General features: G+C 64.1%; 14 protein-coding genes. 1 reads left to right on the top strand and 13 read right to left on the bottom strand.

All coding sequences use genetic code 11. The features are described 5' to 3' along the window. Window positions 1–41 precede the first annotated feature (41 nt). On the top strand, window positions 42–587 hold the full coding sequence (gene phaR / locus CDV49_RS14605; RefSeq protein WP_088216161.1) for a polyhydroxyalkanoate synthesis repressor PhaR: 546 nt from the start codon (window positions 42–44) through the stop codon (window positions 585–587). A 42-nt stretch (window positions 588–629) separates the two neighbouring features. Here the strand turns inward: phaR and CDV49_RS14600 are convergent, their stop codons facing one another. The 13 genes from CDV49_RS14600 to secG form a co-directional block, all read right to left on the bottom strand. After that, the gene (locus CDV49_RS14600; RefSeq protein WP_088216160.1) at window positions 630–1,997 is read right to left on the bottom strand and encodes an aminotransferase; all 1,368 of its coding nucleotides are present in this window, start codon (window positions 1,995–1,997) and stop codon (window positions 630–632) included. 64 nt (window positions 1,998–2,061) lie between these two features. Beyond that, complete coding sequence (locus tag CDV49_RS14595; protein ID WP_088216159.1) at window positions 2,062–3,363, bottom strand: NAD(P)/FAD-dependent oxidoreductase; 1,302 nt, start codon at window positions 3,361–3,363, stop codon at window positions 2,062–2,064. Then, window positions 3,360–4,715 (bottom strand): glutamine synthetase family protein, encoded by a 1,356-nt coding sequence (locus CDV49_RS14590; RefSeq protein ID WP_088216158.1) that lies wholly within the window; start codon window positions 4,713–4,715, stop codon window positions 3,360–3,362. Before CDV49_RS14590 ends, CDV49_RS14595 begins: the two co-directional genes overlap by 4 nt. Then, window positions 4,708–5,403 carry a type 1 glutamine amidotransferase gene (locus tag CDV49_RS14585; protein ID WP_088216157.1) on the bottom strand — a complete coding sequence of 232 codons (696 nt, stop codon included), beginning with the start codon at window positions 5,401–5,403 and terminating at the stop codon, window positions 4,708–4,710. Before CDV49_RS14585 ends, CDV49_RS14590 begins: the two co-directional genes overlap by 8 nt. Window positions 5,404–5,461: 58 nt before the next feature. Further along, window positions 5,462–6,796, bottom strand: coding sequence for a glutamine synthetase family protein (locus tag CDV49_RS14580; RefSeq protein WP_088216156.1), 1,335 nt, complete (start codon window positions 6,794–6,796; stop codon window positions 5,462–5,464). A 3-nt stretch (window positions 6,797–6,799) separates the two neighbouring features. Beyond that, on the bottom strand, window positions 6,800–7,639 hold the full coding sequence (locus tag CDV49_RS14575) for an ABC transporter permease (RefSeq protein WP_088216155.1): 840 nt from the start codon (window positions 7,637–7,639) through the stop codon (window positions 6,800–6,802). Continuing rightward, the gene (locus CDV49_RS14570; protein WP_088216154.1) at window positions 7,636–8,514 is read right to left on the bottom strand and encodes an ABC transporter permease; all 879 of its coding nucleotides are present in this window, start codon (window positions 8,512–8,514) and stop codon (window positions 7,636–7,638) included. Before CDV49_RS14570 ends, CDV49_RS14575 begins: the two co-directional genes overlap by 4 nt. A 64-nt stretch (window positions 8,515–8,578) precedes the next feature. Further along, entirely contained in the window at window positions 8,579–9,301 is a 723-nt protein-coding gene (locus CDV49_RS14565; protein WP_088216153.1) for a transporter substrate-binding domain-containing protein, read from the bottom strand. Window positions 9,302–9,338: 37 nt separating this feature from the next. After that, on the bottom strand, window positions 9,339–10,115 hold the full coding sequence (locus CDV49_RS14560; protein WP_256947355.1) for an ABC transporter ATP-binding protein: 777 nt from the start codon (window positions 10,113–10,115) through the stop codon (window positions 9,339–9,341). Between the two features lie 140 nt (window positions 10,116–10,255). Beyond that, the gene (locus CDV49_RS14555; protein ID WP_088216151.1) at window positions 10,256–10,702 is read right to left on the bottom strand and encodes a tellurite resistance TerB family protein; all 447 of its coding nucleotides are present in this window, start codon (window positions 10,700–10,702) and stop codon (window positions 10,256–10,258) included. 57 nt (window positions 10,703–10,759) lie between these two features. Continuing rightward, window positions 10,760–11,224: a hypothetical protein gene (locus CDV49_RS14550; protein ID WP_088216150.1), complete on the bottom strand. Its 465-nt coding sequence runs from the start codon at window positions 11,222–11,224 to the stop codon at window positions 10,760–10,762. A gap of 168 nt (window positions 11,225–11,392) precedes the next feature. Beyond that, entirely contained in the window at window positions 11,393–13,036 is a 1,644-nt protein-coding gene (locus tag CDV49_RS14545; RefSeq protein WP_088216149.1) for a CTP synthase, read from the bottom strand. Between the two features lie 213 nt (window positions 13,037–13,249). Beyond that, window positions 13,250–13,624: a preprotein translocase subunit SecG gene (gene secG / locus CDV49_RS14540; RefSeq protein ID WP_088216148.1), complete on the bottom strand. Its 375-nt coding sequence runs from the start codon at window positions 13,622–13,624 to the stop codon at window positions 13,250–13,252. Window positions 13,625–13,770: the final 146 nt, after the last annotated feature.

The raw sequence follows: 13,770 nt of genomic DNA, 5'->3' as shown, positions 1-13,770 counted from the left end.
TGGCCTAGATTCCATCTGACAAGTGACGGGGGGGATGGAAGGTGGCAGAGAACGAGAAGCCGCTGCTGATCAAGCGGTATGCAAGCCGCAGGCTCTACAATACCGAAACCAGCGATTACGTAACGCTGGAGGATATCGCGCGGTTCATCCGTGACGGGCGCGAAGTGAAGATCGTTGACCTGAAGTCCGGCGATGATCTCACGCGCCAGTATCTGCTCCAGATCATCGCCGAGCATGAGAGCCGGGGTGAGAATGTCCTGCCCCTGACGGTGCTCACCGATCTGGTGCGCAGTTACACCACTCAGGCACAGAGCGTCGTGCCGCAATTCCTCGCCATGTCCTTCGACATGCTGCGTGAGGGGCCGAGCCGGATGATGGAAGGGTTGACCACCTATCCCAATCCGATGTCGGCCATGCCGGGGTTCGAGGCTATGCAGCGCCAACAGCAGGCGTTTCTGAAGACGCTCATGCGGGGATGGGCCCCCCCCACGACCAAGGAGGAGGAGCCGGTTTCGACTTCCTCCGAACTGGCGGACATCAAGCGTCAGCTTGCCGAACTTCAGGAGCGGCTTTCCGGCCGGAAGTGAGGCTGGCAGCCCGCCCCGTTCCGGGCGGGCCGCAATCGCCGGTCAGGCGACTTCCGCAAAGACCTGTTTCAGCGCGGCTTCCAGTTTTTCGAACATCTCATCCATCTGAGTCTCTGTCATGATGAACGGAGGGCAGAGAACGATGGACTGTCCCAGCGGCCGACAGATCAGCCCATGATCCGTGCAGGTATTGGCGATCCGCTCGGAGACCGAGAGTTTGCCGTCAAACGGCGTCTTGGTGGCCTTGTCCTTGACCGCCTCCAGTGCGCCCATCAGACCCTTGCCCCGCCATTCGCCGATGTTCGGGTTTTCCGCCAACCGGGCAAGCCCGGCCTCGAAGCGCGGCGTCAGTTCACGCGCGCGATCCGCCAGCCCTTCGTTCATGATGATGTCGATGGCCTTCAGCGCTACCGCACAACCGACGGGATGGCCCGAGGCGGTGAAACCGTGCGGAAATTCCTCGATCGCTTCGGAAGCGGCCTGCATCCGATCGGCAAGATCCGGGCCGAGGATGATCGCGCCCATCGGGAAATATCCCGCCGTCAGCGCCTTTGAGGAAATGATGGCATCCGGCACGAAGTCGTAGGTCTCACACCCCCAGGTATTGCCTGTCCGGCCGAAACCGCAAATGACCTCATCGGAGATGAGCGGAATGCCGTATTTCTTCAGGATCGGCTGCACCGCCTGGAAATAGCCTTTGGAGGGGGGAATCACCCCGCCCGCGCCCTGAACCGGCTCGGCAAAGAACCCGGCAATGGTATCCGGCCCTTCGGCAAGGATCGTGTCCTCCAGCTCCTTTGCCATGCGTTGGGTGAACTGCTCCTCCGTCTCGCCCTGTTCCCCGAAGCGCCAGTAATGCGGGCAGGAGAGATGGATGAACCCCGGCAGCGGCAACCCGAAGACGGAGTTGTAGGGCTTGCCGGTCATGGAGGCCGAGACTGCTGTCACGCCATGATAGGCATTCACCCGTGTCAGAATCTTACGCCGCTCCGGCTTGCCCTCCGATTGGGCGAGGAACCAGAGCATCTTGACCATGGTGTCATTCGCCTCCGACCCGGAGTTGGTGTAGAACACCTTGCCGCGCGGGAAGGGGGAGACATCGACCAGCCGCTCCGACAGCATGACCGTCTGGTCCGACATGCGCCCGAAGAAGGCGTGGTAGCCCGGGAAACGGGCGAACTGCTCCTGCCCGGCGGCGATCAGCCCCGGATGGTCGAAGCCTGCCACCATGTTCCACAGGCCGGAATTGGCGTCGAGATACCGCTTGCCGTGGGTATCGACGATATAAGGCCCCTCGCCATGCGTGAGGACGACCGTGCCCCGTTTATGGACGGAGGGCAGGTCGGTGAAACCGTAGAGGCTGTATTCCTCCGCCCGGGCTTCCCAGCTGTTCGGCACATCGTCACGCATCGCACGGTCCTTTCCTTGGCTCGCCTGAAAGCTAGCCCCTGCGCCACGTTTCTTCAACAGCGGCTCAGACTCCCAGCCGGTCGCGCAAGCCGTACCAGGTCATCGCCAGCACGAGGAGAGGATGGCGCAACGCCGCACCACCGGGAAAGCGGGGCGTGGGCAGGCGCGCCATCAGGTCGAACCGTTCCGCCTGACCGGCCACCGCCTCTGCCATGATCCGCCCGGCGAGCGTCGCCATGGCGACGCCATGCCCGGAATACCCCGAGGCGGACAGCAGGTTCGGCCCGAGCCGGAGAAAACAGGGCAGGCGCGTCATCGTGATGGCCAGCGTTCCACCCCAGGCGTAATCTATCCGCACGTCGCGGAGCTGCGGATAGACCCGGAGCATGGGTTTCCGCACCGTGGCGATCACATCGGGAAAGCGGTAGCCGAAGCTCTCCCCCCCGCCGAACAGCAGCCGGTTGTCCTCCGACAGCCGCCAGTAGTTCACCACGAAGCGGGTGTCGGCAACGGCGACCGGTTCGGCCAGAATATCGCGTGCCGCATCCCCCAGCGGTTCAGTCGCAACGATGAAATTGTTGATCGGCATGACCCGCGCCGCGACCTCCGGCACCAGATCGCCGAGATAGCCATTGCAGGCGACGATGACGTGATCCGCCGTAACGCTGCCGCTTGCCGTGACAACGCGCGTCGTCTGCCCGCGGGTGATCCCGGTGACGAGGGTATTCTCGTGGAGGGTGACGCCCGCGGCTTCTGCGGCCCGCGCCAGCCCGATGGCGAAGTTCAGCGGGTGGATATGGCCCGCGCCACGGTCGATGTCGCCGCCGACATAATCCTCGGAGCCGATCAGCGCCCGGATGCCCGCATGGTCCAGCGGTTCCACCTGATCGTAGCCATATTCGTGGGCGAGCTTTTCCGCCATGGTGCGGGAATGGCGAACTTCGGCTTCCGTCCGGCAGGCATGGGCAACGCCGGAATGGAAACGGATGGGCATCGCATGACGGGCGATAAGGTCGCGGACCAGCGCTTTCGCCTCCTCCGCGATGGCCCAGAGCCGGTGGGCATCGTCCCGACCCATGCGGCGTTCAAGCTCGTCCTGTTCCAGCCGCTGGCCGGAGCCGACCTGTCCCCCGTTCCGCCCCGAAGCACCGAAGCCCGCGCGATGCGCCTCCAGCAGCACGACAGAATAGCCCCGCTCGGCCAGATGCAGCGCCGCCGACAGACCCGTATAGCCTCCGCCCACGACGCAGACATCGGCCCGATGCGAGCCTTGAAGCGGAGGCGCGGCTTCCCGCTCCGTGGCCGTCGCGGCGTAATAGCTGGCGGGGAAGGATCCCTGACGGTCGTTGGCGGTGAGAAGGTTCATACGTTGAGCAGCAGGTGCTCCCGCTCCCACGGGCTGATAACCTGAAGGAACTCCTTGTATTCGTTGCGCTTGACCGAGTCATAGACGGAGCAGAAGCCAAGGCCCAGAACCTCTCGCACGCCCTCGTCCTCCGCGAACAGGTCGAGCGCATCGCCGAGGTTGTAGGGCAACTCGTCGGCGGACATATAGGCATCGCCCAGACATTCGGGACGCGGCATCTTCTGTTCCAGCAGACCCAGATAGCCGCAGGCGAGCGATGCGGCCAGCCCGAGATAGGGGTTGCAGTCCATACCCGCCAGCCGGTTCTCGATCCGCCGCCCGGAGGGTTCGGAAATCGGCACGCGCAATCCCGTCGTCCGGTTGTCGCGCCCCCATTCGAGGTTGATGGGTGCCGCGAAATCCGGGACATAACGCCGGTAGCTGTTCACATAAGGCGCCAGCAGCGCGATGACCGCGGGCAGGTGATTCTGCATCCCCGCGATGAAATGCAGGAATGCCTGCGTCTCTGCGCCCTTTGCGTCGGAAAAGATGTTCTGGCCCGTTGCCGTATCCACCACCGAATGGTGGATATGCATGGCAGAACCCGGCTCGCCCTCGATGGGCTTGGCCATGAAGGTCGCAAAACAGTCGTGGCGGAGCGCGGCTTCCCGGATCAGGCGCTTGAAGTAGAAGATCTCGTCGGCCAGCCGCACCGGGTCGCCATGGGCGAGGTTGATCTCCACCTGACCCGCGCCGCCTTCCTGAAGGATGCCGTCGATCTCGAACCCCTGCGCCTCGGCGAAATCGTAGATATCGTCGATGACCGGACCGTACTCATCGACCGCGGACATGGAATACGCCTGCTTGGCCGCCGCACGACGGCCCGACCGGCCCATCGGCGGCTGCACCGGCATGTTCGGGTCGATGTTGCGCGCGACGAGGAAGAATTCCATCTCCGGCGCGACGATCGGCGTCCAGCCCTTTTCCTTGTAGAGATGCAGGACGCGTTTCAACACGTTGCGGGGCGCGGCGGCCACCGGTTCCCCCGTCTGGTCGATGGCGTCATGGATCACCTGAAGCGTGACATCGGCCGTCCAGGGCGCCGCGGTGGCGGTCGAGAAATCAGGCGCCATGATCATGTCGGGCTCGGTGAAGGCGCCTGTCGGATTGTCGGCCCAATCCCCGGTGATCGTCTGGAGAAAGATCGAATTCGGCAGGAAGAAGGATGTCTGCTTGGCGAACTTGAACGCGGGCATCGCCTTGCCGCGGGCGACGCCTGCAATGTCGGAGACGATGCATTCCACTTCATCCACACGGCGGCCCTGGATGTAGCGTTGCGCGGCTTCGGGGAGCTTTTCGGTCCAGTCAGACATGGGCCCTCTGCGTAAGAAAATCGGCGATCCGGTCAGCGAGGAGGGCGGAGCCGCCCTGTGTATCGGCATCATCCTCCGTCAGGCGGGTAAGGGCTGCGGAGACCCTGTCGTCCGGCACGCTGCCGCTCCGATGGTCGATGAGGCCCTGCGTCACCGTGCTGTCGAACTCAGGATGTGCCTGCACCGTAAGGATATCGTCACCATAGGCCAGCGCGGCATTGTCGCAGAAACCGGAGGAGCCGACGACCCGCGCTCCCTCCGGCCGCTCGACCACCTGATCCTGATGCCAAGCGTTGAGAGTGACGGTCCTGCCGCCGAAGTCGTAATCCTGCGGCCCGACCGACCAGCCGCCGGAGAATTTCTCCACCCGTCCGCCAAGCGCCTGCGCGATGATCTGGTGTCCGAAACAGATGCCGACCATCGGCACATGCGCCTCCTTCACGGCGCGGATGAAGGCTTCGAGCGGCGCGATGAAGGGGTGGTCCTCATAGACGCCGAAGCGGGAGCCGGTGATGATCCAGCCATCCGCGTCGCGGGGGGAGGCCGGAAATTGCATGTCCAGCACGCGCCAGGTGCGGAAGTCGAACCCCCGGCCTGCGAGCAGACGCTCGAACATGTCGGGGTAGTTGCCGGAGGCGGGCTGAATGGCGTCGGGCGCGTCGCCGGTCTGCAGGATGCCGATGAGCATGGGAGTCCTCGATGGAATGGCCCAAGGCTATCCCCGCCCGCCGCCGTCGGCAAGCGGCTCACACCGTGTCGAGATAGAGATCCATCTGCTCGTCGGGCCCGAGTTCCGCCATGTAGCGCACCTCCTGCCGCTTGGTCAGCACGTAGTTGCGGATCAGTTCCTGCGGAAAGATTCGCGCGACCAGCGGAGAGGTTTCGAAATCGTCGATCGCCTCTTCCCACGATGTCGGCAGGCGGGGCGATGCGCTGTCATAGGCGTTGCCAAGGAGCGGTGGCGGCGGGGTCAGCCCATCCTCGATGCCGATGAGAGCGGAGCCGAGAACCCCCGCGATCATCAGGTAGGGGTTCACGTCGCCACCCGCCACGCGATGCTCTATCCGGCGCGCGACCGGCTTGCCGGAGGGAATGCGGATCGCGGTGGTCCGGTTCTCATAGGCCCAGCTTATCGCTGTCGGCGCATGGGCGCCGGGAACCAGTCGGTCGAAACTGTTGGCATGGGGTGCGAACACGAGCGTCGAATCATGCAGCGCGGCAAGGCATCCGGCGACGGCGCTTTTCAGGGCAGCGGTGCCCTCCGGCCCGCCGTTGTCGAAGATGTTGCGCCCCTGCCGGTCCAGCACGGAGAAATGCATGTGCATTCCGTTGCCCGCATAATCCTCATAAGGCTTGGCCATGAAGCTCGCCGCGAAACCGTGTCGCCGGGCAAGGCCTTTGACCAGCAGCTTGAACAGCCACGTATCGTCCGCGGCCTTCAGCGCGTCGGACTGATGCATGAGGTTGATCTCGAACTGGCCCAGACCGGCTTCCGAAATGGCGGTGTCGGCGGGAATGTCCATCTCCTCGCAGGCATCGTAGAGATCGGTGAAGAAGCGGTCGAAGGCGTCCAGCGCACGAAGGGCAAGCGTCTCCGCCCCGATCCGCCGCTTGCCGGAGCGCGGCGATTTGGGCATCTGGGGGCGCTTGCCGGAATCGTCTATCAGGTAGAACTCCAGCTCGGTCGCCACCACCGGACGCAGCCCGTCCGCCGCATAGCGCTTGAGCACGGAGGCCAGCGCATGGCGGGGATCCCCGTCGTAGGGCCGGCCATCCTCGCGGAACATCCATAGCGGCAGAAGGGCGGTCGGCGCTTCCAGCCATGGCATCGGCATGAAGCCACGGTCAGTCGGCAGCAGGATGCCATCGGGATCGCCCTCGTCAAAGACAAGCGGGCTGTTCTCGACATCCTCCCCCCACACATCCAGCGACAGGACCGAGAGGGGGAAGCGCGTCCCGTCCTCGGCGATACGGTCGGCGAAGCGGCGGGGAATGCGCTTGCCCCGCGCCTGTCCGTTGAGGTCCGCCGCCGCTACGCGGATGGTTCTGACTTCGGGGTGTTCGCGCAGCCAATCGTGCATTCTTTACCTGACGTATTGCGGCCTGAATCTCAGTTTTCGCCGCGCCGTCCTTGGAACATGCCGGTTGAGCCGCCGGTTCACCAGCCCGAAAAGCCCGATCACCAGCAGGGTCAGCACAATGAAGTAAAGCCCGACCAGCGGATAGGCCACGAACGGGTTGAAGGTTCTCGAAACGAAGTAGCTCGCATAATAGAGACTGTCGCCGGATTGCTGCCACGCCGGGAAGGCGGAAAAAAAGATGAGCGTCGTGGCATGGAGCAGGAAGATCGCCTCGTTCGTATAGGCGGGCCAGGCGAGGCGCAGCATGGTCGGCCACACGATGCGCGTGAATTTCTGGCGGCTGGAGAAGCCATACGCATCCGCGGCCTCGATATCGCCTTTCGGAACCGCCATCAGCGCGCCGTAGAAGATCTGCCCCGAATAGGCGGCCGTGTTCAGACACAGCACGATCAGCGCGCCAAGCCATGCCCGCGTGAGCCAGCGCGTTTCAACGGTGAGCGTGGTGAAACCGAGCGGGATGTCCACGCCCACCTTGGGCAGCAGCATGAACAGTTCGTAGGCAAAGAAGAACTGGATGAAGAGCGGAGACCCGCGGAACAGGAAGATGAAGAGATCCGCCGGTTTCGACAGCCAGCGCCGGGGGCTGGCCTTGGCAAGCGCAAGACCGGTGGCGAGGAAGAACCCGATCAGCAGGGCGAGCGCCGCGAAATAGATGTTCCACAGCAGGCCGGAACCGATGAGGACCACCTGCTCGCAAAGCCCGATCTCTCCCGTCGGGAGCCGCCGCTCCCCGAACCCCAGCGCGCGGAGGCCATAGAGCTGAAACGCCTCGCCGCAGGTCATGCCGCTCTCCTGATCTGTTCACCCGCGAGCGTGGCCTGCCCCAGCGCTAGCCTGCGTGTGTAACGGGCGAGAACCCGCTCGCTCACCCATGTCAGCAGGAGATACCAGGCGAGCAGGACGAGAAAGTACCACAGCCGCCAGTCGCCATGCGGATAGTCGAAATGCGAGGTCTTGGAGGCACCGAGTTCGCGCGCCCAATAGACGATGTCCTGAACCCCCAGCAGGAACAGGAGCGGCGTGGCCTTGATGAGGATCATCCACAGGTTGGACAGGCCCGGAATCGCGTAGGTCCACATCTGCGGCACAAGGATGCGGCGGAAGATCTGGCCGTGGCTCATCCCGTAGGCTTCGCCCGTTTCCAGCTGCGCCCTGGGCACGGAATTCATCGCGCCATAGATCACATTGGCGGCGAAGGCCCCGAAGACGATGGCGAAGGCAACGACCGCCAGCGTGAACCCGTAGGTCTCATGGATCCACGGCGGCGACGAGGCGAGCGGCAGCTTTGCCTCCGGGCAGACGATGAAGTCCGACCCGCGCCGGACGGGCTCGGTCCAGTCGGGGCATTTGATCTTGTGACGCATCCATTCGAGCCCCTGGTCGATCATCAGCGGCACGAACAGGAAGAACACGATATCCGGCACACCGCGCACCATGGCGCTGTAGCCTTTGCCGATGAGGCTCACCGGCGCGAAATTCGACCGCGCGGCAACCGCTCCGGCAAAGCCGAGCGCGAGCGCCAGCGGCGCGGTGATGAGAAGAAGCGCGATCACCACCAGAAAGGAGCGGTAGAACAGCAGGTGCTTGCCCGATGTCAGGTAGCACGCATACCATTGAAGGCCGTCGAGTGTGGCGGGATCGGCGCAGAAGCTGAACATCGGCGGCTCGGATTATCCGGGAAGGGGAGAGAGGATCGGGGACGTACCCCGATCCCCGTCGCAATCAATAGACGACGGCATCCTCGCCAAACCATTTCAGGATGAGCTTGTTGATGGAGCCGTCCTGCTTCATCTCCGCAATAGCGCCGTCGAAACGGTCGCGGAGCGCCGCATCGGACATGCGGAAGGCCGCGCCGACACCTTCGCCAAGCTGCACGCGATCCACGATGACCAGCTCGCCGTTCGACTGATCCGCGATCGGCTTGAGATAGTCGAGATCCGCCAGAACGGCATCGGCCTCACCGTTGCGCACGGCAGAGACGGTTTCGTCGGGCGTCGCGAACTCAACCAGCGTCGCGCCCGATTCGGCCACGTGCTGTGCCTGAATGGTCGCGGTCTGTGCGGCCACGATGCCCTTGGTCACATCGACATCATCGGAGGTGGCGACGTAGAGCGAGACGGTGGGCGGGGTGTAGTTCTGCGTGAAAAGCCGGTCCTTCTTCCGCTCGTCGGTGATGGACATGCCGGCCATGATCAGGTCGTAGTTCCCCGAGTTGAGGTTCGCCATGATCGTGTCCCAGTCGTTCTGCACGAATTCGCAGGTCAGGCTGAGCCGCTTGCAGAGTTCGCCGCCGAGTTCGATCTCATATCCGTCAAGCTTGCCGCTGTCGTTGATGAAGTTGTAGGGGGCATAGGCGCCCTCCGTCCCGATCCGCACCACCTGCTGGGCGAAGGCGGATCCCGCCATCGTCGCCAGAACCGCGGCGGTCATTGCGATTTTCTTCATAGTAGAACTCCCTGTCCTTTTATGGGCTTGCCGGGCGTTATTCACCGCCCGCGCGAAGAAACTGGCGCAACCGCTCGCTTCGCGGTGCGCCGAAAAGCGTATCCGGCGATCCTTCCTCCTCCACCCGTCCCTGATGGAGAAAGACGACGTGATCGGAAACGTCGGCGGCCATCCGCATGTCATGGGTCACGATGATCATCGTACGCCCCTCATCGGCCAGCGCCTTGATGACGCGGATCACCTCCTGCTCCAGCTCCGGGTCCAGCGCCGAGGTGGGTTCGTCGAAGAGCAAAGCCTTCGGTTCCATGCAAAGGGCCCGCGCGATGGCGGCCCGCTGCTGCTGCCCGCCGGAAAGCTGCGAGGGATAGCGGTCGGCCTTGTCGCCGATCCCCACCTTGTCCAGAAGCTGCAGCGCACGCGCCTCCACCTCCTCGCGGGGTTGTCCAAGCACGGTGACCGGCGCTTCCATGACATTCTGGAGAACCGTCATGTGGGACCACAGGTTGAACTGCTGGAACACCATGGACAGGTTCGTGCGGATCCTGAGCACTTGCGGGCGGGAGGCCGGCCGGCGGTGCAGCCCCTCTCCGTGCCACAGGACGGCTTCCCGCTCGAACAGGATCTCACCCTCCTGACTGTCCTCCAGCAGGTTGGCACAGCGCAGCAGCGTGGACTTCCCCGATCCTGAGGAGCCGATGAGCGAGACCACATGCCCCCGCGGTGCAGTGAGGCTGACGCCCTTCAGCACCTCGAGGTTGCCATAGGATTTGTGGAGATTGATGATTTCGATGACGGGCGGTGTCGCTGTTGTCACGGGGGGCATCGTCCTGTTGCTTGGTCGATAGTTGGACGATTTTCCTGATGAATTGCAACAAGTCCCGCGCGTCAGGGGCGATTGGTCGCATAAAATGCAGGCAATCTTTCACGTCCTGCCCCTTGGCTGGGCAGTCTCGGTCAAGCGCGACGGCTTTCCACCCGCTGGCGGGCAAGTGCGCTGTCCCGGTCGTTCACGCCCAGCAGGTTCGCGGTGAGCCGCAGCATCGCGTTTTCCTCCTGGTTCCGCATCCCGTCAGCCAGGGCCACGTCCCACAAGGCCTCCATCACGCCTTCGCGCTCCTCATAGGCGACGGCATCCTTGATGACGCGGGTGAAACGCACCGTATCGGGGGCGACCTGCTCCAGCTTCTCCGCCTCGCGCAGCAAGGAGGCCGCCTCAAACGGACCCAGGGCGAAGCGGGTGCCGACGATCCGGGCGATCCGGTCGCTCTCTTCGTCGGAGTAGGTGCCGTCCACGCGTGCGACGCGGACGAGCAGGGCCGTCAGTGCCAGACGCACGTCGTCCGTGGCAAAGCAATGGCGATCGGTGTCGCCCGTGAAAAGGCGGATGAGATCCTGGAGCATGGGTGTCGATATAAGTCCGGTGGTGCGTGTTCGCGAATCACATCCTGCGGCGCAGGGTCAGATGCAGGCCCAGTAGGGGCCGGCGCCCTCGGCCATGGAGCAAGTGCAGATCTCCTGCTTGCTCTGCCCGTTCAACGGCTGCGGATTGATGAATCCGATGCCGCGATACTGCCCGGTCAACGCCCGAATCGCTTGCGAGCCCTGCGGATAGGCACGGTCCCCGATAAGGCAGGCGGCAGGCAGGCTGATGGCCGCGACGCCGGAGCGGTCCCGAACCACCGGCACGCTCATGGCTTCGGTTTCCGGGGAAACGGTGACGGTGGGGGCGGAAGTGTAGGAGCCACGCTGCGAGCGGCCCGCCGGGTAGCTGGCGCCCAGATCGCGGTCCCAGACCGTCTGACAGCGGGCTTCCGCTCCTTCGCCGAGGCAGTTCAGACGATCAGGATCGGCTCCGCCGTTGATCAGCGGCCCGCAACCCGCGAGCGTTAGCAGAAAGGCGGGAAGAAGGATGTGGCGGATCATTGCGCGCTCCGATGTGTCTGGTTGAGCGAAATCTAACCGCTCTCGCGCGTCGGGCAAGGAAGAAGGCGGCCGGTATCCGCTTTCTGGCAGCTTTCTGTCTGGTTGCGGCATTGCATTGCCGGTGCCGCCGGGGGTCGCGGGGGGCGTCCCCCGCGCCTTGGCGCAGGGTCAGACCAGACGTTCGGCCTCTTTCGCGGCCCGCACGAAATCGGCGAACAGTGGATGCGGCGCAAAGGGTTTCGACTTCAGTTCCGGGTGGAACTGCACGCCGATGAACCACGGATGGTTCTCGTATTCGACGATCTCGGGGAGGCGCCCGTCGGGCGACATGCCGGAGAACACCAGCCCGTGGCCCTCAAGCTGATCGCGGTAGCGGATGTCCACCTCATAGCGGTGCCGGTGACGTTCCTCGATCTCCGGCGAGCCATAGATGCCCGCAACGCGCGATCCCTGCTTCAGCACGGCCGTATAGGCGCCGAGCCGCATCGTGCCGCCCTTGTCGTCGCCCAGCTTGCGTTCGACCCGATGATTGCCCTGCACCCATTCCTTGAGATGGTAAACGACCGGGGTGAAACGCTTTTCCCCCGCTTCGTGATCGAACTCCTCCGACCCCGCGTCATTCAACCGGGCAAGGTTGCGGGCGGATTCGATCACCGCCATCTGCATGCCGAGGCAGATGCCGAGATAGGGGATTTTCCGCTCCCGCGCAAAGCGGGCCGCGTTGATCATGCCTTCGGTGCCGCGCTCCCCGAAGCCGCCGGGAACGCAGATCGCGTGGAAATCCTCCAGCCAGGGGCCGGGATCCTCTCGCTCGAAAATCTCGCTGTCCACCCATTCCGCCTTGACCCGTACGCGGTTGGCCATGCCCCCATGCGTCAACGCCTCCGCGATGGATTTGTAGGCATCCTCAAGCTGCGTGTACTTGCCGACGACGGCTATGCGCACCTCGCCTTCGGCATTCTCGAGCCGGTCCATGACATCCTCCCAGCGGGAGAGGTCCGGGCGCGGGGCAGGGGCGATCTGGAAGGCGTCGAGCACCGCCTGATCCAGCCCTTCGCGGTGATAGGCCAGCGGCGCCTCGTAGATGGTTTTTAGGTCGGGCGCGGCGATCACCGCATCGGGCCGGACGTTGCAGAACAGGGCGATCTTCTCGCGCTCCTTCTGCGGAATGGGCTTCTCCGACCGGCAGACCAGAACGTCGGGCGCGATGCCGATGGAGCGCAGCTCCTTCACGGAGTGCTGGGTGGGTTTCGTCTTCAGCTCGCCGCTCGCGGCGATATAGGGCAGGAGGGTGAGATGCATGAAGATGCACTGCCCGCGCTGCCGCTCCTGCGCGAACTGGCGGATCGCCTCGAAGAAGGGCAGCCCCTCGATATCGCCGACGGTGCCGCCGATCTCGCAGAGCATGAAATCCACCTCATCTTCGCCCACGCGAAGGAAGTCCTTGATTTCGTTTGTGACGTGCGGGATCACCTGGATCGTCTTGCCAAGATAGTCGCCGCGCCGTTCCTTCTCCAGTACGTTGGAATAGATCCTGCCGGAGGAGACGCTGTCGGTCTTGCGGGCCGAGACGCCGGTGAACCGCTCGTAATGGCCAAGGTCGAGGTCGGTCTCTGCGCCGTCATCGGTGACGAACACCTCACCATGCTCGAAAGGCGACATGGTGCCCGGATCGACGTTCAGATAGGGGTCGAGCTTGCGCAGGCGGACAGAATAGCCGCGCGCCTGAAGAAGCGCGCCCAAGGCAGCCGAGGCGAGCCCTTTTCCCAGGCTGGAGACTACCCCGCCTGTGATGAAGACGTAACGTGCCATGAAGCTGCTCCCGTGAGTTCCAATAAGAATCTGCCGCGGTTCATGCAAGAATCGCGGCATCACGGGACTTGGGATATAGCGGAAACCTTAAGGGTGCGCAATATCCTGCGGAAAGACTTCCTGAAGCCCCGATAACTTGTGTTGATGTAACAGTGAAATGGCGGGCGCGCGGGCGTCCGCCGGGATCGATCTTTCAGCCGGTCAGTCTGCTGGTCAGTCTGCGCGGGGCGGCGTGGCCGGTGCGCTGCCGGTCGAGGGCGGCAGGAGGCTGCCGCCATCCGCCGGAAGGGCAGGCTCGCTCGCCGCCGGCGGAGGCGTGAGATCGGAGCCGAGCCGGTCGAGAACCGAACCCCCGCCCGACCGCTCCGCCGAGATGATCGTCAGTGCGACTGAGGTGCACAGGAAGGCGATCGCAAAACCCCAGGTCAGCCGGGTCAGCGCGCTCGCCGCCTGCCGCCCGGTCATGACACCGGTTCCGCCGCCCCCGCTGCCCATGCCCAAGCCGCCGCCTTCCGACCGTTGGAGCAGCACGACGACGATCAGCGCCAGCGCGAGCAGGAGGTGGATGATGAGCAGGATGTTTTCCATGGGGCAGCCGGCCTTTCGTTCCGCGCCTATCTAGAGGCATGGCGGACGGGTCGCAAGTCACCCTGTTCGCCCCCGGTGCGATTTTCGCGTGGTTTTGCGCGCGCGGTCGCGGTAAGGACTCCCCGCATCGACCAGAGGCGGAGTCT

The sequence above is a fragment of the Haematobacter genomosp. 1 genome, from assembly GCF_002196855.1.
In the GTDB taxonomy this organism is placed as follows: domain Bacteria; phylum Pseudomonadota; class Alphaproteobacteria; order Rhodobacterales; family Rhodobacteraceae; genus Haematobacter.
This window is presented reverse-complemented; position numbering and strand designations above follow the sequence as displayed.